22 protein-coding genes and 1 tRNA gene are annotated in these 26,166 nt (G+C 70.7%); 15 read left to right on the forward strand and 8 right to left on the reverse strand.

Translation table 11 applies throughout. The annotated features are described in order from the left end of the window. The first annotated feature begins 247 nt into the window (after positions 1–247). The 14 genes from ACFY1U_RS26180 (at position 248) to ACFY1U_RS26245 (ending at position 12,402) form a co-directional block, all read left to right on the forward strand. Entirely contained in the window at positions 248–700 is a 453-nt protein-coding gene (locus tag ACFY1U_RS26180; RefSeq protein WP_390696576.1) for a nuclear transport factor 2 family protein, read from the forward strand. A 27-nt stretch (positions 701–727) separates the two neighbouring features. Continuing rightward, on the forward strand, positions 728–1,165 hold the full coding sequence (locus ACFY1U_RS26185) for a nuclear transport factor 2 family protein (RefSeq protein ID WP_390696577.1): 438 nt from the start codon (positions 728–730) through the stop codon (positions 1,163–1,165). Further along, positions 1,162–2,196: an ankyrin repeat domain-containing protein gene (locus ACFY1U_RS26190; RefSeq protein ID WP_390696578.1), complete on the forward strand. Its 1,035-nt coding sequence runs from the start codon at positions 1,162–1,164 to the stop codon at positions 2,194–2,196. The genes ACFY1U_RS26185 and ACFY1U_RS26190 overlap by 4 nt, the downstream gene beginning before the upstream one ends. 23 nt (positions 2,197–2,219) lie before the next feature. Then, positions 2,220–2,528: a muconolactone Delta-isomerase gene (locus tag ACFY1U_RS26195; RefSeq protein WP_030947702.1), complete on the forward strand. Its 309-nt coding sequence runs from the start codon at positions 2,220–2,222 to the stop codon at positions 2,526–2,528. 38 nt (positions 2,529–2,566) lie between these two features. Then, positions 2,567–3,274, forward strand: a complete 708-nt coding sequence (locus ACFY1U_RS26200) for an EthD domain-containing protein (RefSeq protein WP_390696579.1) — start codon at positions 2,567–2,569, stop codon at positions 3,272–3,274. Then, positions 3,261–4,499: an MFS transporter gene (locus tag ACFY1U_RS26205; protein ID WP_390696580.1), complete on the forward strand. Its 1,239-nt coding sequence runs from the start codon at positions 3,261–3,263 to the stop codon at positions 4,497–4,499. The genes ACFY1U_RS26200 and ACFY1U_RS26205 overlap by 14 nt, the downstream gene beginning before the upstream one ends. A gap of 20 nt (positions 4,500–4,519) precedes the next feature. Continuing rightward, a complete protein-coding gene (locus ACFY1U_RS26210; RefSeq protein WP_390696581.1) occupies positions 4,520–4,918 on the forward strand; it encodes a cupin domain-containing protein in 399 nt (132 codons plus the stop codon). A gap of 12 nt (positions 4,919–4,930) precedes the next feature. Beyond that, entirely contained in the window at positions 4,931–5,563 is a 633-nt protein-coding gene (locus ACFY1U_RS26215) for an NADPH-dependent F420 reductase (RefSeq protein WP_390696582.1), read from the forward strand. After that, positions 5,560–5,856, forward strand: a complete 297-nt coding sequence (locus ACFY1U_RS26220) for a hypothetical protein (protein ID WP_390696583.1) — start codon at positions 5,560–5,562, stop codon at positions 5,854–5,856. Before ACFY1U_RS26215 ends, ACFY1U_RS26220 begins: the two co-directional genes overlap by 4 nt. Positions 5,857–5,958: 102 nt before the next feature. Beyond that, positions 5,959–7,347 (forward strand): FAD-binding oxidoreductase, encoded by a 1,389-nt coding sequence (locus ACFY1U_RS26225; protein ID WP_390696584.1) that lies wholly within the window; start codon positions 5,959–5,961, stop codon positions 7,345–7,347. A 5-nt stretch (positions 7,348–7,352) separates the two neighbouring features. Continuing rightward, entirely contained in the window at positions 7,353–9,005 is a 1,653-nt protein-coding gene (mdlC, locus tag ACFY1U_RS26230) for a benzoylformate decarboxylase (protein WP_390696585.1), read from the forward strand. A gap of 233 nt (positions 9,006–9,238) precedes the next feature. Beyond that, a complete protein-coding gene (locus ACFY1U_RS26235; RefSeq protein WP_390696586.1) occupies positions 9,239–10,084 on the forward strand; it encodes a type 1 glutamine amidotransferase domain-containing protein in 846 nt (281 codons plus the stop codon). Between the two features lie 30 nt (positions 10,085–10,114). Continuing rightward, positions 10,115–11,794: a thiamine pyrophosphate-binding protein gene (locus tag ACFY1U_RS26240; protein WP_390696587.1), complete on the forward strand. Its 1,680-nt coding sequence runs from the start codon at positions 10,115–10,117 to the stop codon at positions 11,792–11,794. A 2-nt stretch (positions 11,795–11,796) separates the two neighbouring features. After that, positions 11,797–12,402, forward strand: coding sequence for a DJ-1/PfpI family protein (locus ACFY1U_RS26245; RefSeq protein WP_390696588.1), 606 nt, complete (start codon positions 11,797–11,799; stop codon positions 12,400–12,402). Between the two features lie 40 nt (positions 12,403–12,442). Here ACFY1U_RS26245 and ACFY1U_RS26250 read toward each other — a convergent pair whose 3' ends face one another. The 4 genes from ACFY1U_RS26250 to ACFY1U_RS26265 all read right to left on the reverse strand — a co-directional run bounded on the left by ACFY1U_RS26250 (position 12,443) and on the right by ACFY1U_RS26265 (position 18,230). After that, positions 12,443–13,804, reverse strand: a complete 1,362-nt coding sequence (locus tag ACFY1U_RS26250; protein ID WP_390696589.1) for a helix-turn-helix domain-containing protein — start codon at positions 13,802–13,804, stop codon at positions 12,443–12,445. A gap of 468 nt (positions 13,805–14,272) precedes the next feature. Next, positions 14,273–16,372 carry a dipeptide ABC transporter ATP-binding protein gene (locus tag ACFY1U_RS26255; protein ID WP_390696590.1) on the reverse strand — a complete coding sequence of 700 codons (2,100 nt, stop codon included), beginning with the start codon at positions 16,370–16,372 and terminating at the stop codon, positions 14,273–14,275. Beyond that, a complete protein-coding gene (locus ACFY1U_RS26260; protein WP_390696591.1) occupies positions 16,369–17,250 on the reverse strand; it encodes an ABC transporter permease in 882 nt (293 codons plus the stop codon). Before ACFY1U_RS26260 ends, ACFY1U_RS26255 begins: the two co-directional genes overlap by 4 nt. After that, positions 17,247–18,230 (reverse strand): ABC transporter permease, encoded by a 984-nt coding sequence (locus ACFY1U_RS26265; RefSeq protein WP_390696592.1) that lies wholly within the window; start codon positions 18,228–18,230, stop codon positions 17,247–17,249. Before ACFY1U_RS26265 ends, ACFY1U_RS26260 begins: the two co-directional genes overlap by 4 nt. Before the next feature lie 174 nt (positions 18,231–18,404). Between ACFY1U_RS26265 and ACFY1U_RS26270 the strand changes: the two genes are divergently transcribed. Beyond that, a complete protein-coding gene (locus tag ACFY1U_RS26270) occupies positions 18,405–20,117 on the forward strand; it encodes an ABC transporter family substrate-binding protein (protein ID WP_390696593.1) in 1,713 nt (570 codons plus the stop codon). Here the strand turns inward: ACFY1U_RS26270 and ACFY1U_RS26275 are convergent. The 4 genes from ACFY1U_RS26275 to ACFY1U_RS26290 form a co-directional block, all read right to left on the reverse strand. Then, on the reverse strand, positions 20,060–21,337 hold the full coding sequence (locus ACFY1U_RS26275; protein WP_390696594.1) for an IS701 family transposase: 1,278 nt from the start codon (positions 21,335–21,337) through the stop codon (positions 20,060–20,062). The genes ACFY1U_RS26270 and ACFY1U_RS26275 overlap by 58 nt on opposite strands. 3 nt (positions 21,338–21,340) lie before the next feature. Continuing rightward, positions 21,341–23,488, reverse strand: coding sequence for an AGE family epimerase/isomerase (locus tag ACFY1U_RS26280; protein ID WP_390696595.1), 2,148 nt, complete (start codon positions 23,486–23,488; stop codon positions 21,341–21,343). Positions 23,489–23,492: 4 nt separating this feature from the next. Next, the gene (gene glgX / locus ACFY1U_RS26285; protein WP_390696596.1) at positions 23,493–25,628 is read right to left on the reverse strand and encodes a glycogen debranching protein GlgX; all 2,136 of its coding nucleotides are present in this window, start codon (positions 25,626–25,628) and stop codon (positions 23,493–23,495) included. Between the two features lie 264 nt (positions 25,629–25,892). Then, positions 25,893–25,980, reverse strand: a tRNA-Leu gene (locus tag ACFY1U_RS26290). Positions 25,981–26,166: the final 186 nt, after the last annotated feature.

Raw genomic sequence — 26,166 nt, forward strand, 5'->3', positions numbered from 1 at the left:
CCCCAGCCGACTCCTCGCCCGCGCGGCGCCGCGCCGCAGGTTCCGGCACTCTGTCACACGGCGGATGACACTGCGTCAAGTGAATGGTCAGTTCGAATGAACTGACGTAGTACCCAGGTGGAGCTCGCAGAGTGCGTCGGGCGGCCGCGGCGCCGGGACCTCCCCTCCGGCCCCGTCACTAGCGTCGGCCGGGACCGATCGTCCAGCACGCCCGCCCCGACCCGGGCGCGCCCCCACGGAGTTGCCGATGACTTCCGCCGAAGACCGGATCGACGTCACCGAGACCTGCACCAGGATGCTGTGGCACGTCGACCTGCGCCAGTGGGAGGCCCTGCCGGCCCTGCTCGCGGAGAAGGTGACCCTGGACTACACGAGCCTCTTCGGCGGGCAGCCCGTGGTCAGCACCCGTGACCGCGTCATCGCCGACTGGCGGGCCGGGCTCGGCCACCTCGAGGCCACCCAGCACATGATCGGCAACCAGATCGCCGAGGTGCACGGGGACGAGGCGGTCCTCACCGCCCACTTCCAGGCCACCCATCTGCTGCCCAACGCCCATGGCGGCCCGACCTGGACGCTCGGCGGCCGCTACCGCTTCGACCTGACCCGCAGCGGGTCCGGCTGGCGCATAACCGGCCTGGTGATGACCGCGGCGTGGGCGGACGGCAACCAGCAGATCATGACCCCTCCGGACAGCCAGTAGGCCGTGAGACGGCCACAAGGAGACGACATGAGCGACCTCACCGAGCAGACCCGGGACGTTGCCAAGCGGTGGTTCGCCGCCCTGACGAGCGGCGACTTCGGCACCGCGCTCGGGCTTCTCGCCGACGACGTCGAATGGATCAACTACCGTCCCGTGCCCGGCTACAACGACGACATGAAGTGGATCGGCACCCTGCACAGCAGCGCCGAAGTGGCGGACAGCGTGGGGGTGTTCGCCGGTCAGTGCGAGGTGGTCTCCGAGGAGCTGCTCGACCTCGTCGTCGAGGGCGAGAAGGCCGCCGGGATCATCCACGAGATCTCCCGGGTCAAGGAGACCGGCATCGACTTCGAGATCATCTTCACGCACTGGCTGACCGTCCGCGACGGCCGGATCGTCCGCTGGGAGTCCCACACCGACCCCTCGCAGATCATCCGGGCGATCCGGGGCGAGGCGGTGGCCTCATGAGCGCCGCTCTCATCGCGGCCGTGCGCGGCCGTTCCACCGAGGAGGTCCAGCGGCTGCTGGACGCGGGCGCCGACCCGAGCACGCGCGAGCACTCCTCAGGGCTCACCGTCTTGATGATCGCCGCCGGTCAGGCCGACCCGGCGACCACCGAGACGCTGATCGCGTCCGGCGCCGACGTCCACACCGCCGACACCAGGGCCGGCGCGACCGCGCTGCACAAGGCCTGCCAGGGCGGCAGCCTGGACGTCACCCGGCAGCTCGTCGAGGCCGGTGCCTTCGTGGACGCCGTGGCCCCCACCACCGGGCACACCCCGCTGATGGACGCCCTCTGGTACAAGTACCCGGACCTGGTCGAGTACCTCCTCGACCAGGGCGCGGGCCTCAAGCTCCACACCCACTACGGCTTCTCGCTCGAGGAGCACTTCGCCTACGAGCTGAACGTCAACACGTTCGGCAAGGACAAGCTGCTGCGCGCCGAGCAGCTCCTGAAGGAGCGCCGGGAGGCCGACGCGAGCGCCGTCGAGGCCCAGCCCCTGATGGCCGCCACCGCCGCCGGAGACACCGAGGCCGTACGCCGGCTCCTCGCCGACGGCGCCGAAGTGGACGCCCGCGCCCCCTTCCTCAACGGCTTCAACGACGCCCACACCCCGCTGCTCGTCGGCTCCCGCGACGGCCACGGCGAGATCGTCCGGCTGCTGCTGGGCGCGGGCGCCGACATCAACGCGGTCGAGCCCTGCTTCGGCGCCGTACCCCTGCACAAGGCCGTCTACAACGGCCACGCCGACATCACCGCCGACCTGGTCGCCCACCCGGGCATCGACCTCGACTTCCAGGGCGCCACCAACGGCTACACCCCCCTGCACGACGCCCTGTGGCACGGCTACGCCGACTGCGTGACCGTCCTGCTCGACGCCGGCGCCCGCACCGACCTGGTCGGCCACGACGGGAAGACCCCGCTCGACCTGGCCGTCGAGGTCTTCGGCGACGACGACCCGATCACCCGGCGGATCGCGGCACTCGCGGCGGCGTGACCCCAACTCCCCTAAGGAACCCCATGTTGTTCTACGTCCAGATGCGCTGGAACCACGAGGGCCGGATCTCCCTGGACGAACTCTGGGAGATCGAGCGCGAAGAGGCCGAACACGCCCAGGAGACCCTCGACTCCGGATTCGCCGTCGGCCTGTGGAAGGTCGCCGCGCAGAAGCGCGTGATCGGGATCATCGAGTCCCCGAGCGCCGAGGAACTGGACCGCACGGCCCTCGGCCGGCTGCCGATGCGCGAGTACCTCGAGTTCGAGGAGGTCTGGCCGTTGCGCGACTACCTGGGCTTCGCCGAGGACGTGAAGAAGGCCTACAAGGTCTGACCGAACCGTCCGACCGACCGACTCCCCTGGAGACCGCCATGATCCACCAGCTGATCTTCGCCCATCCCAAACCCGGAATGTCCGAGCAGGAGTTCCAGGACTACTGGGTCGACGTCCATGCGGTGCAGTACGCGAGCAAGATCCCGCAGATCAAGAAGTACCTGATCGACACCCGTATCCCCTTCGGCCCGGAACCGGACGACCCGCTGTGGAGCGGCATCGCCGAGATCTGGCTGGAGAACGACGAGGACCAGCTCGCCTCCCTGCAGACCCCGGAGTTCCTGGAGGGCGCCCGGCTCGACGAGCCCAAGTGGGCCGCCTTCTGGCGCACCGTCGTCCTCGACACCGACGCACACGTCCTGCGGGCCGGGGACCACCCGGCGCCCGAGGACGGCGTGAAGATCGTCGCCCTGGTCAAGCGCGCCGAGGGCACCACCGTGGAGCAGTTCCGCGAGCGCAGCCTCGGCGAGCACGCCGAGCTGATGCTCCAGGTGCCGGGCCTGCGCCGCTACCTCCAGTGCTTCACCCGGGACGGCGCCTACGCCATCGGCGAGGCCCTCCTCGACGCCGCCTACCTGCTCTCCTTCGACAGCCTCGAAGACCTGGAGAAGGCCGCGGCATCCGAGGAGTACGCGAGGGCCAAGGACGACCTCATCACCTTCGTACAGCCCCGCTATCTGCACCACATGGCGGTCAAGGAGCACTGGATCATCGGTTCGGAAGGCGAAGCACGTGACCACCGCTGAGCACACGCACGACAACCAGGCGCGTCGCACCCAACTCGCCCTGGGGACACTGGCCCTGGGCGCGTTCGTCATCGGCACGGCGGAACTCGTCATCGTGGGCATCCTGAACCTCATCGCCAAGGACACCGGCGTCTCGGTCGGCACCGCCGGCCTGCTGGTCACCGCCTACGCCCTCGGCATCTGCGTCGGCGGCCCCCTGCTGACGGCCGTGACCATCCGGCTCGGCCGCCATCTGCTGCTGTGGTCGGCGCTGTCCGTGTTCCTCGTCGGGAACCTGCTCGCCGCGCTCACCACCAGTTTCGGCGCGCTGATCGTGGCGCGCGTCATCACCGGCGCCATCCACGGCCTGTTCATCGGCGTGGCCTCGGCGCTCGCCGCGCACCTCGTCCCGGCCGGGCAGCAGGGCAGGGCCGTCGCCATGGTGTTCGGCGGGATCGCCGTCTCCACCGTGATCGGCGTGCCGCTCGGTACCCTCGCCGGCAACGCGATCGGCTGGCAGGCCACCTTCGTCGGCATCGTCGCCCTCGGCGCGCTGGCCCTGGTCGCCACCCTCGCCTTCGTCCCGAGGGTCGGCATCACCGGGCCGACAGGGCTCGGCTCACAGGTCCGGCACGCCTTCGCACCACGGGTGCTGGCCCAGCTCGGCGTCGGACTGCTTTTGCTCGGCGGCCAGTTCGCCGCGTTCACCTACCTCGCCTCCTACCTGGAGGACGTCACCGGCATCTCTGGCGGCGCGGTCAGCGCCTTCCTGCTGGTCTACGGCATCGCCAGCGCCGTCGGCGTGTTCGGCGGCGGCCGGTTCGCCGACCGCGGGGCGGCCACCACGCTGGTGGTGGCCAACGTCGCGCTCGCGCTCATCCTCACCGCCCTGCACTACGTCGGCGACAGCCCGGCGCTGACCGCCGTGGCGCTCGCCGTGTGGGGGCTGGTCGGCTTCGGCCTGGTGCCCTCCTTCCAGCTGCGGGTGATCACCCTGGCCGGACCCGGCGGCGACCTCGCCGCCACTCTCGGCGCCTCCGCCGTCAACGCGGGCATCGCCGGGGGAGCGGCCGCCGGCGGCTGGGCCGTGGAGGCCCACGGCGTCGGCTCGGTGTTCGTACTCGCCCTGATCGTCATGGTCGTGGCGCTGCCCGCGACCTGGGCCGCGACACGACTGCGCCCGGCTGCCGACGAGCCCGTCCAGGCGGTGTCCCCGGTCGCCGACCCGATCGCCGATCCCACCTGAGGACCCCGAAGGACCGACCCATGCAGATCATCGCGAAGCACAGCCTGCCCACCGTGCAGATCAACGGCGAGGTCGCGGCACACATTCTCAACGCGAGCGACCACCCCGGTCTCAGCGTCTCGGCGTTCATCGTCGACGTCGCGACCGACGCCGGCCCCCCGCGCCACACTCACCCCTACGAGGAGATCTTCGTGATCGTCGAGGGCACGGTACGGCTGGAGGCCGGCGGCGAGAGCGTCGACGCGACCCCGGACGACATCTGCGTCGTACCGGCCGGAATGCCGCACAAGTTCGCCAACCTCGGCCCCGGCCGGGCCCGCATGGTCAACATCCATGCCGCCAAGGACGTCGTCACCGAGTTCGTCCCCGACGAGGCCGACACCAACGAGTCGTACGCGTACAACCGCCCGGGCGCCTGAGAGGACCCGCACATGAGGATCGGCATCCTGGGCAGCGGCGAGATCGGCGGCACCCTCGCCCGGCTGCTCACCGCCGCCGGACACGAGATCGCCGTGGCCAACCGGCGCGGCCCCGGCTCCCTCGCCGGGCTGGTCGCGGAACTCGGCGGACGGGCCCGGGCGGTCGCCGTCGAGGAGGCCATCGCCTTCGGTGACCCGCTCGTCGTGGTGGCCATCCCGTTCGGCGCCTACGAGAGCCTGCCGGCCGACGCGCTCGCCGGGAAGGTCGTCGTGGACACCACCAACTACACACCCGGCAGGGACGGCACGTTCCCCGACCTGGAGTCGGACCGGACCACGTCGTCCGAGCTGATCGCGGCCCACCTGCCGGGCGCCCGCCTGGTCAAGGCGGTCAACACCCTCAACTACAAGTACCTGCTCGACCTCGCCCGGCCGGGCGCAGCGCGCGAGGAACGGACCGCGCTGTTCGTCGCCGGCGACGACCCCGAGGCCAACCGGCTCGTCACCGAACTCCTCGACGAGCTCGGCTTCGCGCCCGTGCCGACGGGCTCCCTCGCCGGGGGAGGACGCCGGCAGCAGCCCGGCACCCCCGTCTTCAACCGCCCCCTCGACGCACGTCTCGCCCAAGAGAGGTGGAGCACATGACCACTGTGGAGACCATCCGGTTCAAGCTGCGTGCCGACGTCGACGACGCCGAGTTCCAGCAGCTCAACCGCACCATGGAGAAGGAGTACCTGGAGAACCGGGCCGGCTTCCTCGCCCGCTCGACCGCCCGCGGCGCCGACGGCGAGTACCTGGTGACCGTCCACTGGGCCTCCCCCGAGGACGCCGAGGCCACCATCGCGGCCTTCTTCGCCGCCCCCGAGACCCAGGCCTTCCTCGCCGCCGTCGACCTGGAGACCGTACAGCCCGGCCGCTACGAGCTGATCGAGAGCTGAGGCCGACTCCTCGGGCTCTCTCCCCGGCCGGGCCGGCTCCAGGACTGTGAGGGATCCGGAGCCGGCCCGGCCCACCTGTCGACAAGAAGAGAAGTGGGAGCCATGGCACCCTCAACGACCACTCCCGCGTCGGCGGCCGCCGTACGCGCACTGCGCACCACCCTGCGGGGGAACGTGCTCGCGCCGGGCGACCCGTCCTACGAACCGGCGCGGCGCCTGTGGAACGGCGCGGTCGACGCACGGCCCGCGGTCATCGTCCGGCCCGCCGACGAGACCGACGTGACCTGGGCGGTCCGTATCGCCCGCACTCACCGGCTGCCACTGACCGTCCGCGGCGGCGGCCACGACTGGGCGGGTCGGGCGAGTGCGGACGACGGCCTGATGATCGACCTGTCCGCGATGCGCCGGGTCACCGTCGACCGGGCCTCCCGCACCGCCGTGGCACAGGGCGGCGCCCGGGCCGGCGACCTCGTCGAGGCCACGCGGACCCCCGGGCTCGCCCCCGTCACCGGCACCGTCAAGGCGGTCGGCTTCGCGGGACTCACCCTCGGCGGCGGCTACGGACTGCTCGCCGGCCGGTGCGGACTCGCCCTGGACAACCTGGTCGCCGCCCGGGTCGTGCTCGCCGACGGCCGCCCCGTCGTCGCCAGTGCCGAGGAGAACCCCGACCTGTACTGGGCGCTGCGCGGCGGAGGCGGCAACTTCGGCGTCGTCACCGAACTGCGGGTACGCCTGCACCCCATCAGCACCGTCCTCGCCGGCATGATCCTCTACCCCCTCGCGCAGGCCGCCTCCGTCCTGCGCGGCTACCGCGAGATCACCGCCTCGGCGGCGGACGAACTGACCGTCATGACCGGCTTCTTCGGCGGACCCGACGGACAGCCCCTGATCTACGTCCTGCCGGTGTGGTGCGGCGACATCGCCCGGGGCCGCCCGGTCATCGACCGCTTCACCGCCCTCGGCACACCCCTGGCCGGACAGGTCTGCCCACAGGAGTACGCGGGCGTCCTCGGCATGTTCGACCAGGTCGTCGTCGACGGCCGGCACAACGAGGTCGGCACCCAGTGGCTGCCCGAACTCACCGACGCCACCGTCGAGTTGATCGTCGACGCGGCGGCCACGGCGACCTCGCCGTACTCCGGCATGTACATCCACCACTTCCACGGCGCCGCCGCCCGCGTACCGGCCGCGGACACCGCCTTCGCACTGCGCCGGGACCATCTGCTCGTCGAGATCGCCGCGGCCTGGGAGGGCGCCGAACGGGCCGCGCCGCACCGGCGCTGGGCGCGCGAGGTGACCACCGCGTTCGCCGAGCACGCGCTGCCCGGCGGCTACCCCAATCTGCTCGGCCCCCAGGAGAGCGGGCGCGCCGCGGCCGCGTTCGGCCCGGGCGCCGCCCGGCTGCTGCGGACCAAGGAACGCTACGACCCCGACCACGTCTTCAGCGCGGCGGCGGCGCTCGAACCGACCCCTACCGACTCAGGAGCCTGATCACCATGACCGAAGCGGCGAGCACCGCCCCCACCGTGCGGGACGCGACCCTCGACGTCCTGCGCGCATTAGGTCTGACCACCGTCTTCAGCAACCCCAGTCACACCGAGATGAAGCTGTTCGAGTACTGGCCCGAGGACGAGTTCCGCTTCGTCATGGGCCTTCAGGAGGCCGCCGTCGTCGGCATGGCCGACGGCTACGCCCAGGGCACCGGCGAACCCGCCCTGGTCCTCATCAACGGCGGGCCCGGCCTCGGCAACGCCATGGGCAGCGTCTACACGGCCGCCGCGGCGAACACGCCGATGGTCATCCTCGGCGGGCAGCAGGCCCGCAAGATGCTCCTCGGGGACCCCTTCCTGGTCGCCAAGGACGCCACCCAGCTGCCCAAGCCGTACATCAAGTGGGCCGGCGAACCCGGGCGTCCGCAGGACGTGCCCGCGCTGATCGCCCAGGCCTACCAGATCGCCAAACAGGCCCCGCAGGGCCCGGTGTTCGTGGCCGTCCCCGAGGACGACTGGGTCCGCCCGGCCGATCCGGAGCCGGTGCGGATCGCCGAGGTGGAGAGCGCCGTCGTACCCGATCCGGCGGCCCTCGCCCGCCTGGCCGAGGCGCTCAACGGAGCCGAGCGGCCCGGACTGGTGGCCGGCGGCCCGGTGGACGCACAGGGCGCGCGCGGCGACCTGATCGCGCTGGCCGAGAAGCTGAACGCGCGGGTGTGGGGTGCGCCCGTGTGGAACCGCGGCGCCTTCCCGGAGAACCACCCCCTGTTCGCCGGCGTCCTGCCGCCCGTCCCCGAACTGGTCAACCAGCGGCTCGCCGAGCAGCACGACGTGGTCGTCGTCCTCGGCGGCCCCGCGTTCACGCTCTTCACGGCGTGGGACCTTTTCTCGACGGCACCCGCGGACCTGGACAGGTCCCCACGGCCCCAACTCACCCCGGACGTAAGCTTCCTGCACGTCACCGACAACCCGCAGGCCGCCGCGGCCACCCTGGCGAACACCAGCTTCGTGGCCCCGCCCGGCGCGGTCGTCAAGGGGCTGGTGCCGCTGGTCGAGCAGCGTGAGCGCGTCGAACTCGCCCCGGTGCGCGAACCGGTGGCGATCCCCGAACCCTCGACGCCGCTCACCCAGGCGTACCTCTTCCACGTCCTCTCCCAGGAACTCCCCGACGACGCCCAGCTCTTCGAGGAACTGCCCATCGCCCGCGCCGACTTCCACGAGCAGATACCGCTCGGCGCGGACAACGGCTACTTCGCCACGGCCAGCGGCGCCCTCGGCTTCCCCTTCGCCGGCGCCGTCGGCTACGCCCTCGCGCACCCCGAGAAGCGAGCCGTGGTCGTGGTCGGCGAGGGCTCGGCGCAGTACACGCTGCACGCCCTGTGGACCGCGGCCCAGCACCGGCTGCCCGTCACCTTCGTCATCCCCGACAACTCCGGCTATCTGTCCCTCAAGTACTACCTCCAGGACCAGAAGTCCTGGCAGAAGGGCTGGGACCTCAGCGGCGTCGACATGGCCCAGCTGGCCCGCGGCTTCGGCGTGCGCGGCGAACGCGTCGAGACCCCGGAGCACCTGCGCGAGTCCCTGCGCAGCGCCCTGACGGCCGACGGACCGGTCCTCCTGGACGTGGTGGTCGCCGACCCGGGGCTGTTCCGCCTCTGACCCGAGGGACCGACACCGGACGCCCTCCGCCCTGCGCGGGGGGCGTCCTTCGTTGCGCACTGGACAACAGCCCCGGCCACGGCCCGATTTGCCGTAGTGCGGTCTGCCACTTGGGGATGTGCGTCACCCGGAGCCCTCCCTTCTGGTAGTGGCCAAAGCCCGAAAACTAGACATGAGTTCGGCAGTTCACGTGTCCGAAGCGAACGCCGACCCAGCCGACCGAGAGGAACCCCATGAGCAGGCGCATCCTCGTCGTCCTGTCCGAGTACGGCTATTGGGGCGAGGAACTGATCGGCCCCCTGGAGACCTTCGACAAGGCGGGATACCACCTCACCTTCGCCACCCCGACCGGCAAGCGGCCCGTGGCGCTGCCCCCGAGCATGGACCCCGACTACGTCGACCCGCCGCTCGGCCGCTCCGTCACCACCCCGGAGATGGCGGCGAAGGTCAAGGCCGTCGAGGCCTCCGACCGCCTCGACAACCCCCTCGACCTGTCGTCCTGGCTGCCCGACCGGCCCTACCGTTCGAAGCCGTACTTCCTGCGCGACTGGGAGGCGTACAACAGCCGCGTGGAGAAGGTCCGCGACCAGATCGCCGACCGCTACGACGCCCTCCTCATCGTGGGCGGCAGCGGCCCGATCGTCGACCTCGCCAACAACTGGCGCGTCCACGACCTGATCCTCGCCTTCCACCACCTGGACCGCCCGATCGCCGCCGAGTGCTACGGCGTGGCCTGCCTGGCGTTCGCCCGCGACCAGGAGGACCGCGAGAGCATCATCCGTGGCAAGCACGTCACCGGGCACTGCATCGAGTACGACTACCTCGACGGCACCGGGTTCGTCGGCACCGACTTCAACATGGGCCCGCCGCCGTACCCGCTGGAGTACATCCTGCGCGACGCGACCGCCCCCGGCGGCGCCTACCACGGCAACTTCGGCAAGACCACCTCGGTGATCGTCGACTACCCGTTCATCACCGGGCGTTCGACGCCCGACTCCTACCTCACCGGTCAGAAGACGGTCGAGGTGCTCGACCAGGGCCTGCGCCAGTGGGGCTTCCGGGCCGCCGCCCAGCCGTAGCCACCGACCCCGACGAGAGGCGGTACCACCATGGACAGCAGGCCGGCCCGGGCGGCGTTCCTCGAACAGCTCGCCGTCGAGGGGGTGCCGTACATGTTCGGCAACCCCGGCACCGTCGAGCAGGGCTTCCTGGACGAGCTGCGCCACTTTCCCGGCATCGAGTACGTGCTGACCCTGCAGGAGGCCGTGGCCGTCGGCATGGCGGACGGCTACGCCCGCTCCACCCGCCGCCCGGCCGTGGTCCAGCTGCACTCCGGGGTGGGCCTCGGCAACGGCATCGGCATGCTCTACCAGGCCAAGCGCGGCCACGCCCCGCTCGTCGTCCTGGTCGGCGAGGCCGGCCTGCGCTACGAGGCGATGGAGGCGCAGATGGCCGCCGACCTGGTGGCCATGGCCGAGCCGGTGACCAAGTGGGCGACGCGGGTCGTGGACCCGGATTCCACGCTGCGGGTGCTGCGCCGCGCGTTCAAGGTGGCCGGCACCCCGCCGTACGGGCCGGTCCTCGTCGTGCTGCCCGCCGATGTGATGGACCGGCCCACGCGCGAGGAGGCAGTGCCGGTGTCCTACCCCGGCACCGCCTCCGCACCAGAGCCGCAGTCGCTGGCGCGTGCGGCGGAGCTGCTGGCCGGGGCGCGCAAGCCGATCGTGATCGCGGGCGACGGGATCCACTTCTCCGGAGCCCAGGAGGAGTTGGGGCGGCTGGCCTCGGTGTGGGGCGCGGAGGTGTGGGGCGCCGACTGGGCCGAGGTCAACCTGTCCGTCCAACACCCTGCCTACGCCGGCCAGTTGGGCCATATGTTCGGCGAGAGCAGCCGTCGGGTCACGGGCGCGGCGGACGCCGTGCTGCTGTGCGGCACCTATGCGCTGCCGGAGGTCTTCCCGGCCCTGGAGGGTGTCTTCGGCGAGGGTGTGCCGGTGGTCCACATCGACCTGGACACCGACGCGATCGCCAAGAACTTCCCCGTCGACATCGGTCTCGTGGCCGATCCCAAGCGGTCCCTCGCGCTGCTCGCCGACGCGATCGAGGCCCGGATGAGCGGCGACCAGCGCACGGCCGCCCAGGACAGGCTGCGACGAGGCGCAGCCGCACGCGCCGAGGCCCGGGCGGCCGCCGCCCGCGGCGCCCGGGAGCGGGCCGACGCGTCGGAACTCCCGCACATCGCCTTCGCCGAGGAGCTGGCGGCCCGGCTCCCGGACGACGTCGTCCTGTTCGACGAGTCCCTCACTGCCTCCCCGGACCTCTTCGGGCCGCTCCCGGCGGCCGAGCCCGGCCGCTGGCACCAGACCCGCGGCGGCTCCCTCGGCGTCGGCATCCCCGGCGCTCTGGGCGCCCAGCTCGCCCGCCCCGACGCCACGGTGGTGGGCTTCAGCGGCGACGGCGGCAGCATGTACACCTTCCAGGCGCTGTGGACGGCGGCCCGGCACGACATCGGTGCCAAGTTCGTCGTGTGCAACAACAGCAGCTACCGGCTGCTGGAACTCAACATCGACCAGTACTGGAGGGAGCAGGGGATTCCGGAGCACGAACACCCGGGGATCTTCGACCTCTCCCGGCCGGCCATCGACTTCGTCGCCCTGTCGAGGTCCCTGGGCGTGCCCGCGCTGCGGGTGGAGAAACCGGGCCAGGTCGCGGCGGCCGTCGACGAGGCGCTGTCGCACCGCGGCCCGTTCCTGATCGACCTGGTCACCGAACGGGGGAGGGGACGGTAACGGTGCGACTGACGGGTCACAAGATCGCCGTACTGATGGAGAGCGACTTCTACGAACCCGAGATCCTGTACTACGCGCGCCGCTTCCCCGAGGAGGGCGCCGAGGTCCACTTCCTGTCCCGGCTGTGGGGCGAGAAGGAGATGACCTTCCAGGGACACGAGCACCGGATGCCGTTCACGGTCACCGAATCCTTCGAGGACGTCGACGAGTTCGCGCTGAAGGAGTTCAGCGCCGTCATCGTTCCCTCCGGCATGGTCGCCGACCGCCTGCGCTACACCGAGGACCCGGACCGGCTCCCGCCTGCCGCAACGTTCCTGCGCCGCGCGTTCGCCGACCCCGCCATCCTCAAGGGCGTCATCTGCCACGGCATGTGGCTCGCGGCCCCGGTGCCGGGACTGGTCCGCGGCCGGCGCGCCGTGGTCCACAACAACCTGCTGGGCGATCTGCGCAACATGGGCGGCAGCTACGTCGACCAGGACGTCGTCGTCGACGACGACCTCGTCACCGCCCGCACCGGCGAGCACTGCCATCTCTTCGCCCGCACCATCATCGACCTGCTCGCCGCACACGGTACGAGAAGCGCCGGCACCGGCTTGTGGGCGCGGTGAGCTGATGGACACTCACGGGGGAACGCGCCGAGCAGGCCGGTCAGCTCTGGTGCTGCTGCTGTCCGGTCAGGGCCTGCGCGGGATCGTAGGTCGTGGGCATCCCGGAGGCCTGCAGCGCCTGGTCGTAGGCGTCCAGGGCCTCCTTCGCGCGGCCCTGGCGCTTCCACACGTCACCGAGGTGGCGCCATTCCTGCGCGGTCTCGTACGACGCCGCGAAGTGCCTGAGCTGGCGGGTCGCCGCGTGCAGGCCCTGCAGGCCCTCCTCGGTCTCCCCGCGCAGCAGATGGATCTCGGCGATCCTGACGCGCGCCCCGACCGCCTCCACGCGCGGGCCCGAACTGAGCAGTCCGAGGGCGCGCCGGGCGTGGGAGACGGCCTCGTCCCACCGGCCGAGCTGGGTGTTCGCGTCGATCAGGCAGATCTCGCACCTGGCCTGTTCCACGGCGGTGCCGAGCTCCGCGAGCGTCTGACCGGCGTCCTGAAGCAGTTCCAGCGCCCGGGTGGGGTCGGGCACCTCGGACTGCAGTTCCAGCCAGGCGACCGTCATCTTGAGCATTGCCACATGCCGCAGGTTGTCGTCGTCGGCCATCATCGCCAGGGCCCGCTCGGTCAGGGCGAGCGCCTCGGGGAGCTGCCGCCGGGAGAGGGCGACGAGACCGGCGTTCCAGTACACCGCGCCGCGGCCGGCGCGTCCGCCGTGGTCCTCGGCCACCGGAACGAGCTTCTGGGCGAGAAGGTGGGCGCGGGTGATGTCACCGCGCATGAGATACGACCCGATGAGCGTCGCACCGACCTGGATGTGGTCCACGGTGACGTCCAGACCGAGCGCGTCCAGCCTGGCCAAGGCCCGCTCGCCGATCTCGATGCCGAGGGTGATGTCGCCCATGTTGCGGTAGCAGCGGCTGAGGGCGACCTGTACACGGCACCACTCGTCGGAGCCGGCCGCCAGGGACGGGTCCCTGCCGAGCTCCTCAAGGACGGGGATGGCGGCCTCGATCCGGTCGAGCTTCTCCAGCGAGGTCGCCTGGCCGATGCGGGCGCGCAGCCGCATGTGCGGGTCCAGCAGGGCGGGTTTGGCGAGGAGTTCACCGAAGGCCTGGAGGGCCTCGCCGTTGTCGCCGTTCCGCAGTGCCATTTCGGCGAAAGAGAGCTTCAGCCTGGTGTCCTCCAGAGCGTGGTCGTCGCGCCCGGTGCGCAGATGATCCGGCGAGCACCCCAGTTTCCCGGCGAGAGCGGAGAGCACCGCATCCGAGGGAGCCCTTTTACCTGATTCGATGAGCGAGATGTAGCTCGCCGAGATATCCGAGGAGGCCAGATCCTGCTGCTTCAGCCCGAGTTTGACCCGGAGGGTCCGGATGCGCCTGCCCAACTCGACCGGAGATGCGCTTTCCGTTTGATCCATTTGGCTTCCCAGAGGTGAGCACATGACTTGAGATGTCATAGATCACAATACCAGCATGACTGGGCCACGCCAATGGGCTTGACCCGGCTGTGGCCTGGAGCGGCCGAAAACACCCTGCTCCGCTTGTGGTTGTCGTGTGCTCGAACAGGACACGGAAATTCCGATTCCAGCAATAGAAATACATTCTCCATTTTACCGAGGCGCACTTGACTGTCGATGTAATGTTCGATTGACTCGAATTGTAAATAAAAAACCTCTAGGGGGAATGGAGAAAAGGAGTGATTCACAAACTCGCCGCAATACTTGTGGCTGTGCTGTTCGTCGCCGGACTGGTCGGCGGCGGGACCTTCCTCGCAGAAGGAGGGGCGTCCGTGCACACGGTCGTGCCCGCGAAGGCAAACGGTCCGGGGGGCGGCGGCTGCTGCTGAACCGGCCGGCGCACCTCGGCCGACCGCCGTAAAGGGAGCCCTACCCGGATACGCCCCGAGGATCCGTGAGCGGAAAATGACAGGCGACTGAACGGCCACCCCCCACAGCCGTCTTCAGGGTCGCCGGGATTTCCCGTTCACACCTGCGCTGTTCCTCCCGTCGAAGTGAAGCGAACACGGGGCAGCGTGTCCGGAACCGGCATCCCGTCGCGTACGCGCCGACCGTCGACGGATCGCCCCGTAGGACAACGGTCGTACGTGTCCGCTGCAGCGCGGGATCAGGCACCGGCACCGCGTCGAGCAGCGCCCTGGTGTACGGGTGGGCAGGCCACTCGAACACCTCCTGGACCTCGCCGGTCTCGACGACGCGACCGGCATGCATGACCGCGACCCGGTCGGCCAGCTGTCGCACCACGGCCAGGTCGTGCGAGACGAACAGACAAGACGGGCCGGGATCCTCCCTCAGCCTGAGCAGCAGATCGAGGATCCCCGCCCCCACGGACACGTCGAGCGCCGACAGGGGCTCGTCCAGCAGCAGCAGTCCTGGCCGGGCGGCCAGGGCCCGGGCAAGGGCGATCCGCTGCCGCTGGCCGCCGGAGAACCGGTGCGGGCAGGCGGACAGGTCCTCCGGGCCGAGCCCGACGAGCCGCAGCACCTCCGCCACCCGCGCGGCCACCCGCTCGGCCGGCATCCGCTGCACCCGCAGCGGCTCGGCGACGATGTCACCCACCGGCATCCGCGGATCCAGGCTCGACATCGGGTCCTGGGGCACGAGCTGCACCGCACTCCGCAGCCGCCGGGCCGCCTCGCGCGACAAGGACGAGGTGTCCTGCCCGAGGATCTCGATCGTCCCGCTCTGCGGGACCGCCAGGGAGACCACTTCGAGCAGCGTGGTGGACTTCCCGGCTCCGGACTCGCCCACGAGCCCGAGGGTCTCCCCCCGGCGCACCTCCAGATCGACCGACTCCACGGCGCGCACGACGTGTTCGGCCGCCGTCCCTCGCCCCCGCCGCAGGCGCCACATGTTCCCTGGCCCGAAGGCGCCGGGCGCGGGATAGGACTTGGCGAGCCCCGTGATCCTCAGAACCGGCTCCGCCTCGGGCCCTCCCGGGAGCGGCCTCCGGTACACGGACGGCGGAAACAACTCGACGCAGCTGCGCTTCGCGGCCTCGTCGCCCCGATGGCAGGCGGCCTCATGCCTCTCATGACCCTTGAGTTCGGGCAACTGCTCCCGGCACTTCCGCTCGGCGAGCGGGCACCGTGGGGCGAAGGCGCAGCCGGGCCCGCTGCTGCCCGCGGCCGGCGGTTCGCCCGGCACGGGGGTGGGCGGTGTCTCCCCGTCGACGCGGGGAACGGCTCCGATCAGCCCCTTGGTGTACGGCATCCGGGGCCGCGCGAAGAGCGCGTCGACGCCCGCGCTCTCGACGATCCGCCCGGCGTACATCACGGCGACCCGGTCCGCCGCCCCCGCCACCACTCCCAGGTCGTGGCTGACCAGCAGCAGGGCCGCGCCGGTGGCCCGCCGCGCCGTCGTCAGCGCCTCGAGCACCTGGGCCCGCACGGTGACGTCCAGGGCACTGGTGGGTTCGTCGGCCACGATCACCTCGGGGCGGCCCGCCATCGCCATGGCGATCATGGCCCGCTGCCGCATCCCGCCCGACAGCTGGTGCGGGTAGGAGCGGGCGGCCCGATCCGGCTCCGGCACCCCGAGCGCGTCCAGGAGGTCGGTCGCGGCCCGCAGCGCCGACTCCCGCCCCGGGCGCGGGCGTTGATGGATGCGCAGCACCTCACCGATCTGGTCCCCCACCCGCTGCACTGGGGTGAACGCGCTCAGCGCGTCCTGGAACACCATGGCGATGTGCCGCCCCCGCACCCGGGCGAGTTCGCGCGCGGGCAGCCCGACCAGCTCCCGCCCGAGCAGCCGCACCGAACCGCTCACCTCCACCCCGGGCGGGCACAGACCGAGCAGCGCCAGCGCGGTGAGGCTCTTGCCCGCCCCCGACTCGCCGACCAGTCCGAGGACCTCCCCCCGGCGCAACCGGAGATCGACGCCGTGCACCAGCGGCACCCCGGCCGACCGGCGGCCCGCCGTACACCCGACACGCAGCCCGCGCACGTCGAGCACCACCTCGCCCGTCACACCCGGCTCCCCGCTGCCCCGCCCACCACCAACGCCTCCGCCTCGGGATCCAGCGCTGCCCGCAACGCATCCCCGATGAGGTGGAACGCCAGCACGAGCAGCACCAGCAGCCCCGCCGGGAAGCAGAACATCCAGGGATACGTCGTCGGCACATCCGCGGCATCGGCGATCAGCGTGCCGAGGGACACGTCGGGCGGCTGCACCCCGAAGCCGAAGTACGACAGTCCGGTCTCGCTGATGACGGCCCCGGCCACCGCCACCGTCGCGTCCGTGACGAGGAAGGACGCCATGTGGGGGAGGATGTGCCGCCGGATGACCACGACCGGACCGACCCCCATGTGCCGGGCCACCAGCACGAACTGACGCTCCTTCAGAGAGCGGGTCATGGCCCGCACCGCCCGCGCCGTGACCATCCAGCCGAACGCGGCGATCAACCCGACGTACGCGAGCCAGCCGAAAGCCCGCAGCCGCGGCGCCACCACCACCAGGACCAGGAACGCCGGCACCACCAGCATCAGATCCACGAGAAGCATCAGCGCCCGGTCCGCCCAGCCCCCGAAGTACCCCGCGCACACCCCCACGACCGCGGCGAGCCCCGTCGAGAAGCCCGCCGCCAACGCCCCGATGAGCAGCGACTTCTGCAGCCCCCGGGCGCACTGCGCGTAGACGTCCTGGCCGATCCGGTTGGTGCCGAGCCAGTGCCGGGCGTCCGGCGGCCGGTGCAGTGCCGAGTAGTCGATGTCGGCGTAACCCCAGCCGGACAGATGCGGCCCGGCGAAGGCGAACAGGAACAGACCGAGCAGCAGCGCCCCGCCCGCCACCGCGCCCGGTGAACGGACCAGCCGCCGCCGTACCGCCGCCCCCCGGGCGGACCTCACGCGTACCGCACCCGTGGATCGAGCGCGCTGTGCAGCAGATCGGCGACCAGGCCGGCCAGCAGGACGAGCGCGGCGCTGAACACCTCGACCGCCATGGCCGCGTTCACATCGCCCCGCTGAGCGGACTCGATGAACCAACTGCCCATGCCGTGCCAGCCGTAGATCTTCTCCGTGAACACGGCGCCCGTGAACAGTGTCAGGAATCCGAAGGAGAAGAACGCCGTCAGGGGGATCAGCGAGGTCCGCAGGCCGTGCCGGAGCAGCGCGCGCCCGGGGGTGAGCCCCTTGGCCCGGGCGGTGCGCAGATGGTCCGAGGCGAGGACGTCCAGCGTGGCACCCCGCTGATAGCGGCTGTACGCGGCGATCGCACCCAACGCGACAGAGAGGGTGGGCAGCGCCAAGTGCACCGCCGCATCTCCGAGTTGGGTCATCGCGCCGCCCTCCAGACCGGGCGTCCGCTCCCCGGTGTACCGGATCACCGTGCGGCCCGCCGCGTCATTGACCGTGAGCGCACCCGCCTGCAGCAGCAGCCCCAGCACGAACGGCGGCACCGACAGCACCCCGAAGGAGAACAGCGTCAGCGCCCGGTCGGGCAGCCGGCCCCGCCGTACCGCCGCCCACACCCCGGCCAGCACCCCCAGCACCGTGCCCACGACCGTCCCGATGATCAGCAGCCGCGCGGTGACCCCCACCCGCCGGCCGAACTCGGCGTCCACCGCCGTGCCGTCGAGGGTGCGGCCGAGATCCCCGTGCAGCGCCCGCCACGCCCAGTGGCCGAACCGCTCCGTCACCGGAGTACCGCTGTCGAGCCCGATGTCCGCGAGCCGCGCATCGACCACGGCGGCCGGCGGCCGGGGCGTCCGGTCCTCGAAGTAGGACCGCGGATCGAGTGCCGCGGAGGAAATCAAATAGCAGAGAAACGTTGAAACGAGAAGCAATATCAGGCAGTTCGTCAGACGTTTTGCCAACAATGCGAGCATCGGGTGTCGGACTCCTCGGCAACCCGTCGGCTTCATGTGCTTGACATGGGCCAATGTTAAGCTCGCCGACGCTCCTTGAAGACGTGTTTGCGCTTTCTTACGGCAGACTGCTCGCCGATGGGCCCGCCGCGTTAGCGGCAGGTGTTGCTGTCACACGGGGGAGAGGGCATCGCAATGACGGGGTTCCTCATACGCGGCAGACGGTTGTGGCCCGCGCTGGTCTGGATCGCCCTCTGCGCTCTGCTGGGCGGCTGCACCGGGGCCCACGGCAGCGCCGCCCCCGGCAACAGCAGCTCCAGCGCGGCGGTTCCGGCCTACGGCCGCACCGACGTCAACCCCCGCCCGCGCGGCGAACTCAAGCAGGGCGGCACCCTGACACTGCCGATCTACCAGTGGCTGACGCAGTTCAACTACTACCAGGCGGACGGCACCCTGGACGACGTCTTCACGGTCGCCGGCATGCTGGAACCTTGTCTGTTCACCCGCGACGCCGAAGGCGCACCCCGGCCTGTGCCCGACTACCTGCGCTCCGCCTCCGTCACCTCCACCACCCCCCAGACGGTCACCTACCGCCTCAACCCCCGAGCGAGGTGGTCCGACGGAAAGCCGCTCGACTGGCGGGACTTCGGGGCCCAGTGGCGTGCGCTGGGCAGAGGTGACGCGCGGTACCGGATCGCCGATCCCAGCGGCTACGAGGACATCACCTCCGTACGTCAGGGTGCGGACGCACACGAGGTGAGGGTCACCTTCAAGCGGCCGTTCGCCGACTGGCAGCGGCTCTTCACGCCGCTGTACCCGGCCGCGGGCTTCGGCAACCCGGCGGACTTCAACACCGGTTGGCAGGGCAAGGCGCCGATCACCGCCGGCGCCTTCAGGATCGGTTCGCTGGACGACACCGGCCAGACCCTGACCCTCGTACCCGACCCCGCCTGGTGGGGAACCCGCCCCCGCCTCGACCGGGTCGTCTTCCGCACCCTCGACCCCGCGACCGCCGTCCAGGCCTTCCTCAACGGCGAGATCGACGCCGTCAACGCCGCCTCCGCCGACGTCTACGACCGGCTCAGGAACGCCCGCGACACCGATATCCGCACCGGCTCCGCCTGGGACGACGTCCAGGTCGCCCTGAACGGCGCAGCGGGCCCCCTCGCGGACGTGCAGGTGCGGCGGGCCGTGCTGCGGGCCATCGACCGCCGTGCTCTCGCCGGGGTGGCGGGCACCGGCCTGCCGGTCGGGGTACCCCTGCTCGGCAACCACTTCTTCATGACCAACCAGCCCGGATACGCGGACAATTCCGCTTCCCTCGGCACCTACGACCTGAAGGCCGCCGAGCGAATTCTGGATCAGCGGGGGTGGCACCGCACCGACGGAAGCGGGACCCGCAGCAAGAACGGTCAGGAGTTGCGTCTGCGTTTCCTCCTCAGCCAGTCCACCAACCGACTTGGTCTCGACCTTTCCCAGCTGATCCAGCAGATGCTCCAGCGCGCGGGAATTGCGGTGGAGATCCAGAAAGTCCCGGCCGACGACTACCTGCCGAAGTACCTCAACCGCGGGAATTTCGACCTGGCGATCTTCCGTTTCAGAGGGCTGACCTATCCCAGCACCCTGTACCCGGTCTACCGGCGGCCGAGCGGCGGCCAGTTCTACGAGAACTACGGCAGGATCTCCAGCCCCGAGATCGACGCCCTGCTCAGCCGTGCCGTGCACACCCTGGACGCGGGACGCCGCGCCCAGCTCTACAACCAGGCCGACCGCCTGATCTGGCAGCTGGGCCACGACGTCCTGCTCTACCAGCGCCCGCAGGTGCTCGCGGTCAGGAAGGGCCTCGCCAACTACGGTGTGCCCGGCCTCGGCGACATCGACTTCACCGCGGTCGGCTGGCAGCGGTAGGGCCGGCTCAGCGTGTCGTAGCCCATCGCCACCGAGGCGAGCGTGACGTGATGGTGCCAGCCGCGGAAAGAGCGGCCCTCGAAGTCGGCGAGCCCGAAGTCCTGCTGGAGCCGGCCGAGGCTCTCGCCCGACAGCGCCCGCAGCTGGGCCAGCGGCAGCACGTCCGACAGCCTGCGCCCGGGCAGGTTGGTCAGCCAGTACGTACGCGGGGTGGGCCGGCCGTACGGCCAGTCGGTGACCAGATGCCTCGGCCGCTGCGGCGGCTGCGCCCCCGCGGACCGGGCGCCCGCACCCCCGCCGTGGGGCGCCTCGGTCAGCAGCAGCGCCGGAGCGGACAGCACCTGGGACTGCCGCATCCGGGCCGTCGTCCGGTCCTGCCAGGCGATCGGCATCCGCTTGCGGTGCTGGACGGCGTGCACGGCGAGCTCCGTCAACGTCCCACTGCCGTACGGCGATCCGGCGCACGGCCGCGGCAGGGTGACCGCGGTGCTGGGCGAGGCCTCGACCAGATATGCCAGCCCGCGCGCCTCGAGGCCGCGCAGCAGGGGTGCCACATCGGCCTCACCGCGCCAGTCCACCAGCACCGGCAAAGGTTCCAGATACCACTCCTCCAGCATCTCGTCGACGGCCTCCAGGATGTACCGCCAGCGCGGCCGTGAGCGCTCCTGAGGCGGCAGATGCGCCTGGGTGCGCAGCCGCTCGTCGCGGTCCCAGCGGGCCGGCAGCATCAGCCGCCAGCTGACCGGGACCCCGCCGTGCCGGCCCACCAGCGAAGTGGCCAGCGCCAGCTGGCAGTTGACGGTGCGCTCCAGCGAGGGCGCGTACTGCCGTGCCACACCCACCGAGCGGTCGCCGTTCTTCGCGAAGACGACCTCGTCGACGCACCAGGCCTCCGAGCGGAAGGCCCGGCTCAGCTGCCCGGCGAGCCGCCGGCGCACCGGACCGCAGGGCCACGGGCTCTGGTTGACGAACTGCTGGATCTGCTGGACGGCCCGGCGGCCCAGCACCTGCTCGGAGATGCGGGCCGGGGTCTTGCGGCCGGGCACGCCGAGCAGTCCACGGACATAGACCTCGCCCCAGCGCCGCTGGTCGGAGCGGCTCAGGGTGCCGAAGAGGTCCTGGCAGTAGGCCGAGAGGTCCACCGGCTCTACGGGCACCTCGTAGGGCGGGCCGAAGTCCGGCTCCGCGGCAAGGATTCCGGGGGGCAGGGTGGTGGTCACGGTTCAGTCCTCCTCGCCCTCTAGCAGGAAGGCGTCAGTGGCCATCAGGGCTTCGCGGACCTCGGGCAGGACGGAGCCGACGACGACGAAGTCGACGTCGAGCCCTGCCTTGGTGCGCTGCACGAGCAGTTCGTTGACCGCGGGCCGGCACATCTCGCTGACCTCGGACAGATGGAACTCCACACGCCGGGGACCCGCGGCCATCACCTCGCCCAGGACCCGGCGGAACTTGTCCAGCTCGCCGCCGTCGACCGCGCCGCCGCAGCGGACGTGCGCGGTGCCGCCGTCGAACTCGCTGCGCATCCTCAGACGCATCTGCACGGGCTCCAGCTCCACCCGCACCCGCACCGGCCCGTCGCTCTCGGGGAGCTTCACGGTGAGCTGCTTGGCGTCGAAGTGATGGTGCTCGCGCCCGTCGACCCACACCCGGGTCAGCTCCACCGTGCCGGGCGGCAACAGGTCGGGCGCCACCCGCAGTTCACGCTCCGGCAGGTCGTCGGGGCGCGGCCGGAAGTACAGGGTGAGCGGCTCGTGGCTGATCAGCAGACCGGTGTAGGCGGCCGCCAGGTAGCACAGCTCCAACGAGTGGTAGCCGGCCATCGCGTGCGAGCCCTTGAGCCGCTCGGTCCCCACCAGATACGGGATCCCGTCGGCCAGCACATTGAAGTAGACCCCGCCGTCCTGGTGGTCCAGGAAGAAGGCGTTGTAGAAGGAGGCGGCCTCCCGCGCGAGCCTGAGCGACTCGGGGTCGTCCGCCGTCCCCGCCAGGATCAGATAGGCGAGGATCGCCTGCTCCTGCTGCCACCAGGCCTTGCGGTCGTGCCACACCATCCGGTGGATGCCGCTGTCCGGGTCCGCCCGCCGCTCCACCACGTCGTACCAGCCGCCGCGCTGCTGGTCGCTGCCGACCGGCGGCATGATCTCGCCGATCCGCCGGGCGGTCTCGGCGTACTCCTGCTTGTCGTGCAGGGCCCGGATCCGGGTCAGGTTCCAGGCGATCTTCAGGTTGTGCCCGACCACTGCCCGGTCCTGCTGCCAGCCCCAGGTGCGGTCCGGACTCCAGTCCTCGTGGAAGCGCTCCTGCACGAACGGGCTGTCCGGCTCGTCCGGGAAGCGGGCCACGATGGTGTCCGCGGTCTCCTCCAGGAGCTCGGCGAAGTCCTCCCGGCCGGTGGCCAGATAGGCGTTGATCAGATACGCGGGGGCGTGGTCGCCGACCGAGTTCCAGTTCTTGCGGGAGCGGTTGCGGCCCAGCGCGTCGTCACAGGCGGAGAGGTTGATCGGGTCGATGTGCGAGAAGAAGCCCCCGCGCTCCTCATCACGGAAGTACCGCTGGAACAGGGCGACCGTCCGGTCGATGTCCTCGAGGATCCGCGGATCGCCGGTCACCCGGTACGTCTGGGTCGGCCCGGCCAGCGCATAGATCTGCTCGTACATCGGGATGGCGTCGAAGTCGTCCCCGAACTCCGAGGCGTACACCTTGCGCCGTCCGGTCGGGGTGATGTCCATGCCGTGGTACCAGTAGACGATCCCGTCCTGCTTGTCGTCGACGCGCATGTACTGCCGTAAGTACTCGGTCCCGCTCTCGGCCGCGTCCAGGAACCGGTCCTCGCCGGTCAGCAGATACGCGGTCGAAAGGCCGTAGACCAGCCGGGAGATGGTGTCGGTCTCCTGCCGCACGTTCTCACCCGCGTGCTCGGGCAGGTGCGCCCCGTCGAGGGTGAGGTGGGTGCGGTAGTTGCGCCAGTCGAACTTGCCGTCGGGGAACTGGCCGCGCAGATAGAAGTCGGCGATCGCCGCGGCCTGCTGCACCCACCAGTTGGGATGCTCGAAGACGTAGTGGCCGCGGCTCTCCTCGGGGAAGGTGATCTCCTTCGCCTCGAAGCGCGCGCCGCCCTCCCACTCGTAGAAGATCCCGTACGCGAACAGGAAGCGCCCGGTGCCGAGCATGTCCCGGGTGCGCGAGGTGGTGTCGTGGTAGGGGTCGCCCAGGTTGCGGACGATGCGGGAGACGACGTTGCGGGCCAGGTGCACGGTGAACTCGCGGCCGTCGGAGGTGCGCAGCCCGAAACGGTGCTGGGTGGGGCTGTGGTACGTCACATATCCCGCGAGGGTGTCGGAGAAGATACGGCGGTCGGTGGTGACACTCATCTCGTCACGTGCCCTTCTCGTCGGGTAGCGCCACAAGGAGGACGACACTGCGGCCGTGGGCGTGGAAGACGGCCCCGTCGACCGGTTCCTCCGCGCCGGCGGGCAGCAGGTCGTGCGGCCCGGAGCAGGCCGTGTCCAGGACCCGGAACCAGCGGTGGCCCTCGACGGCCGGCAGCTCGAAGTCCAGGCCCAGGTGGTACATGTTCAGGATCAGATGCAGGTCGGGGTCGCCGTCGAAGCCGCCGAGCGTGGCCGCCAGCACCCGGGCGTCCGCGTGGTCCCAGCCGGGGCACAGCAGCTTGGTGCCGTGCCAGGTGACGTCGGCCTGACCCCGTTCATTGCGGCGCTCGGTGAAGAAGCGGGCCTCACGGAAGGTCCCAAAACGCTTGCGGAGCCCGATGACCCGTTCTGTGAAGGAACGTATCTCCGTTTCCTTCTCCGCCTGGTCCCAGTCCAGCCAGGAGGTCTCGTTGTCCTGGCAGTAGGCGTTGTTGTTGCCGTGCTGGCTGTTGCGGAACTCGTCCCCGGCGAGCAGCATCGGCACGCCCCGGCTGAGCATCAGGATCGACAGGAAGTTCTTGATCTGCCGCACCCTGAGCCGCTCCACCTCCTCGGAGTCCGTCGGGCCCTCCACCCCGCAGTTCCAGCTGAAGTTCTCGTGCGCACCGTCGGCGTTCGACTCGCCGTTGGCGTGGTTGTGCTTGTGCTGGTACGAGACCAGGTCGTTGAGGGTGAACCCGTCGTGGCAGGTCACGAAGTTGATGCTGTTGGTGGGCAGCACCTGCTGCGGGAAGAACAGGTCGGCCGATCCGCCGAGCCGGGAGGCGATCTCCCCGACCAGGCCGGCGTCCCCGCGCACGAAGCGCCGTACGTCGTCCCGGAACGGCCCGTTCCACTGCGCCCAGCGCTTCCCCGGGAACCGGCCGACCTGGTACAGCCCGCCGCCGTCCCAGGGCTCCGCGATGATCTTCGTCTCGGCGAGCACCTGCGACAGCTCGATCGCCCACAGGGCCGGCGGTACGGCCATCTCGTAGCCCATGGGCCCGCGGGACATCTCCGAGGCCAGGTCGAAGCGGAAGCCGTCGACATGGTGCTCGGTCACCCAGTACTCCAGGCACTCCAGGATGAACTTGGTGACCATCGGATGGTTGGCGTTGACCGCGTTCCCGCAGCCCGTGAAGTCCATGTAGCGGCTGCGGTCCTGCGGCCACAGGTGGTAGTACGCCTCGTTGGCCAGGCCCCGGAAGCTGATCGTCGGCCCGTACTCGTTGCCCTCGCTGGTGTGGTTGAAGACCACGTCGAGAATGACCTCGATGCCCGCCCGGTGCAGTGCCTTGACCATGTCCCGGAACTCGGTGATGTGCCCGGCGAGATGGGGCTCGGCGCAGTAGCCGGTGTGCGGGGCGAAGAAGCCGTACGGGTCGTAGCCCCAGTAGTTGTGCAGCAGTGTGCCGTCCGGGCTGGTGCGCAGGATCTGCGTCTCGTCGAAGTCGAAGACGGGCAGCAGCTCCACGGCGGTGATGCCGAGCCGCTTCAGCTCCGGGATCTTCTCCACGACCGCGGAGAAGGTGCCGGGGTGGGCGGCGCGCGAGGTGGGCGAGGCGGTCAGTCCGCGGACGTGCATCTCGTAGATGACCGTGTCCGCCATCGGCGTCCGTAACGGACGGTCGCCCTCCCAGTCGTAGTCGTCGAGGTCGACGACCAGGCTGCGCATGCAGTGCTCCACGTTGTCCCCGCCGCCGATGGCGTGGGTGCGGTCCCAGCAGCTGTTGATGTTGGCCCGTGCGTATGGATCGAGGAGCACCTTGCGGTGGTTGAAGCGGGCCCCCGAGTGGTGGGTGTTGCGGGGGCCGTCGATCCGGTACGCGTACACCTGCCCCGGACCGATCCCGGCCACATGGCAGTGCCAGAAGTGGAAGCTGCGGTGCCGCTCGGGGTGCAGGCGCACGACGCGGGACGGCAGGGGCGCGTCACAGCGGTCGAACAGCAGCAGGTCGACGCGTGTCGCGTGCTCGGAGAAGAGCGAGAAGTTCACGCCGTCGGCGTCGACGGTGGCGCCCAGGGGCTGTGGGCGCCCCGGTGTGACTCTCGGGACGGCCTCCGGCAGACGCTCGATCGTCAGGCTTCCCTGGGTCCTCACAGAGCTTCACCTCTTGTCACCTGGGAGTCACTGGCTCCGAACCAGTCAACAAGCCCTGTAAGGTCGAGTCAAGTAAATTGTAAATCCGGAGGGCGCCACGGAGCCCGGCGCGCGCCGGAGCGCACGGGGGGAGCTGGGACTTCGCCGGCCCACGGGGAATCTTGCGGAATCCGCGCGGGAACGGCGCCGGACGAGGGGTTGCGGCCAGATCGGCCGCGAACATACGACGGAGCCCCCGGCCGCTGAGCGGCCGGGGGCTCCGGCTGGTGTCCGAGGGGGGACTTGAACCCCCACGCCCGATAAAGGGCACTAGCACCTCAAGCTAGCGCGTCTGCCATTCCGCCACCCGGACAAGGTGTCTGTCGTGCGGGGTTTCCCCCGCGGCGACGAAGGAAACATTACCAGGCTTTCGAGAGGTCCCCGGTCACCCCCCGTCCGGCGTGAACGGCGTGTGACGGGCGGGGTCCGGTCTTGGGGAGCGGCCGGGCGGGGAGGGAGGATGAGGGGAACCACCAGCAGTGACAGCGGGAGGAAGCAG

This window comes from Streptomyces sp. NPDC001351 (genome assembly GCF_042896045.1).
Classification (GTDB): Bacteria; Actinomycetota; Actinomycetes; order Streptomycetales; family Streptomycetaceae; genus Streptomyces.

Excerpts from the sequence above, each read along its gene's own strand:
- ACFY1U_RS26180 (WP_390696576.1), top strand. The coding sequence starts at position 248 with ATGACTTCCGCCGAAGACCGGATCGACGTCACCGAGACCTGCACCAGG.
- mdlC (WP_390696585.1), top strand. The coding sequence starts at position 7,353 with ATGACCGAAGCGGCGAGCACCGCCCCCACCGTGCGGGACGCGACCCTC.
- ACFY1U_RS26200 (WP_390696579.1), top strand. The coding sequence starts at position 2,567 with ATGATCCACCAGCTGATCTTCGCCCATCCCAAACCCGGAATGTCCGAG.
- ACFY1U_RS26250 (WP_390696589.1), bottom strand. The coding sequence starts at position 13,804 with ATGGATCAAACGGAAAGCGCATCTCCGGTCGAGTTGGGCAGGCGCATC.
- ACFY1U_RS26185 (WP_390696577.1), top strand. The coding sequence starts at position 728 with ATGAGCGACCTCACCGAGCAGACCCGGGACGTTGCCAAGCGGTGGTTC.
- ACFY1U_RS26240 (WP_390696587.1), top strand. The coding sequence starts at position 10,115 with ATGGACAGCAGGCCGGCCCGGGCGGCGTTCCTCGAACAGCTCGCCGTC.
- ACFY1U_RS26210 (WP_390696581.1), top strand. The coding sequence starts at position 4,520 with ATGCAGATCATCGCGAAGCACAGCCTGCCCACCGTGCAGATCAACGGC.
- ACFY1U_RS26215 (WP_390696582.1), top strand. The coding sequence starts at position 4,931 with ATGAGGATCGGCATCCTGGGCAGCGGCGAGATCGGCGGCACCCTCGCC.
- ACFY1U_RS26190 (WP_390696578.1), top strand. The coding sequence starts at position 1,162 with ATGAGCGCCGCTCTCATCGCGGCCGTGCGCGGCCGTTCCACCGAGGAG.
- ACFY1U_RS26265 (WP_390696592.1), bottom strand. The coding sequence starts at position 18,230 with ATGCTCGCATTGTTGGCAAAACGTCTGACGAACTGCCTGATATTGCTT.
- ACFY1U_RS26235 (WP_390696586.1), top strand. The coding sequence starts at position 9,239 with ATGAGCAGGCGCATCCTCGTCGTCCTGTCCGAGTACGGCTATTGGGGC.
- ACFY1U_RS26280 (WP_390696595.1), bottom strand. The coding sequence starts at position 23,488 with ATGAGTGTCACCACCGACCGCCGTATCTTCTCCGACACCCTCGCGGGA.
- ACFY1U_RS26220 (WP_390696583.1), top strand. The coding sequence starts at position 5,560 with ATGACCACTGTGGAGACCATCCGGTTCAAGCTGCGTGCCGACGTCGAC.
- ACFY1U_RS26225 (WP_390696584.1), top strand. The coding sequence starts at position 5,959 with ATGGCACCCTCAACGACCACTCCCGCGTCGGCGGCCGCCGTACGCGCA.
- ACFY1U_RS26270 (WP_390696593.1), top strand. The coding sequence starts at position 18,405 with ATGACGGGGTTCCTCATACGCGGCAGACGGTTGTGGCCCGCGCTGGTC.
- ACFY1U_RS26195 (WP_030947702.1), top strand. The coding sequence starts at position 2,220 with ATGTTGTTCTACGTCCAGATGCGCTGGAACCACGAGGGCCGGATCTCC.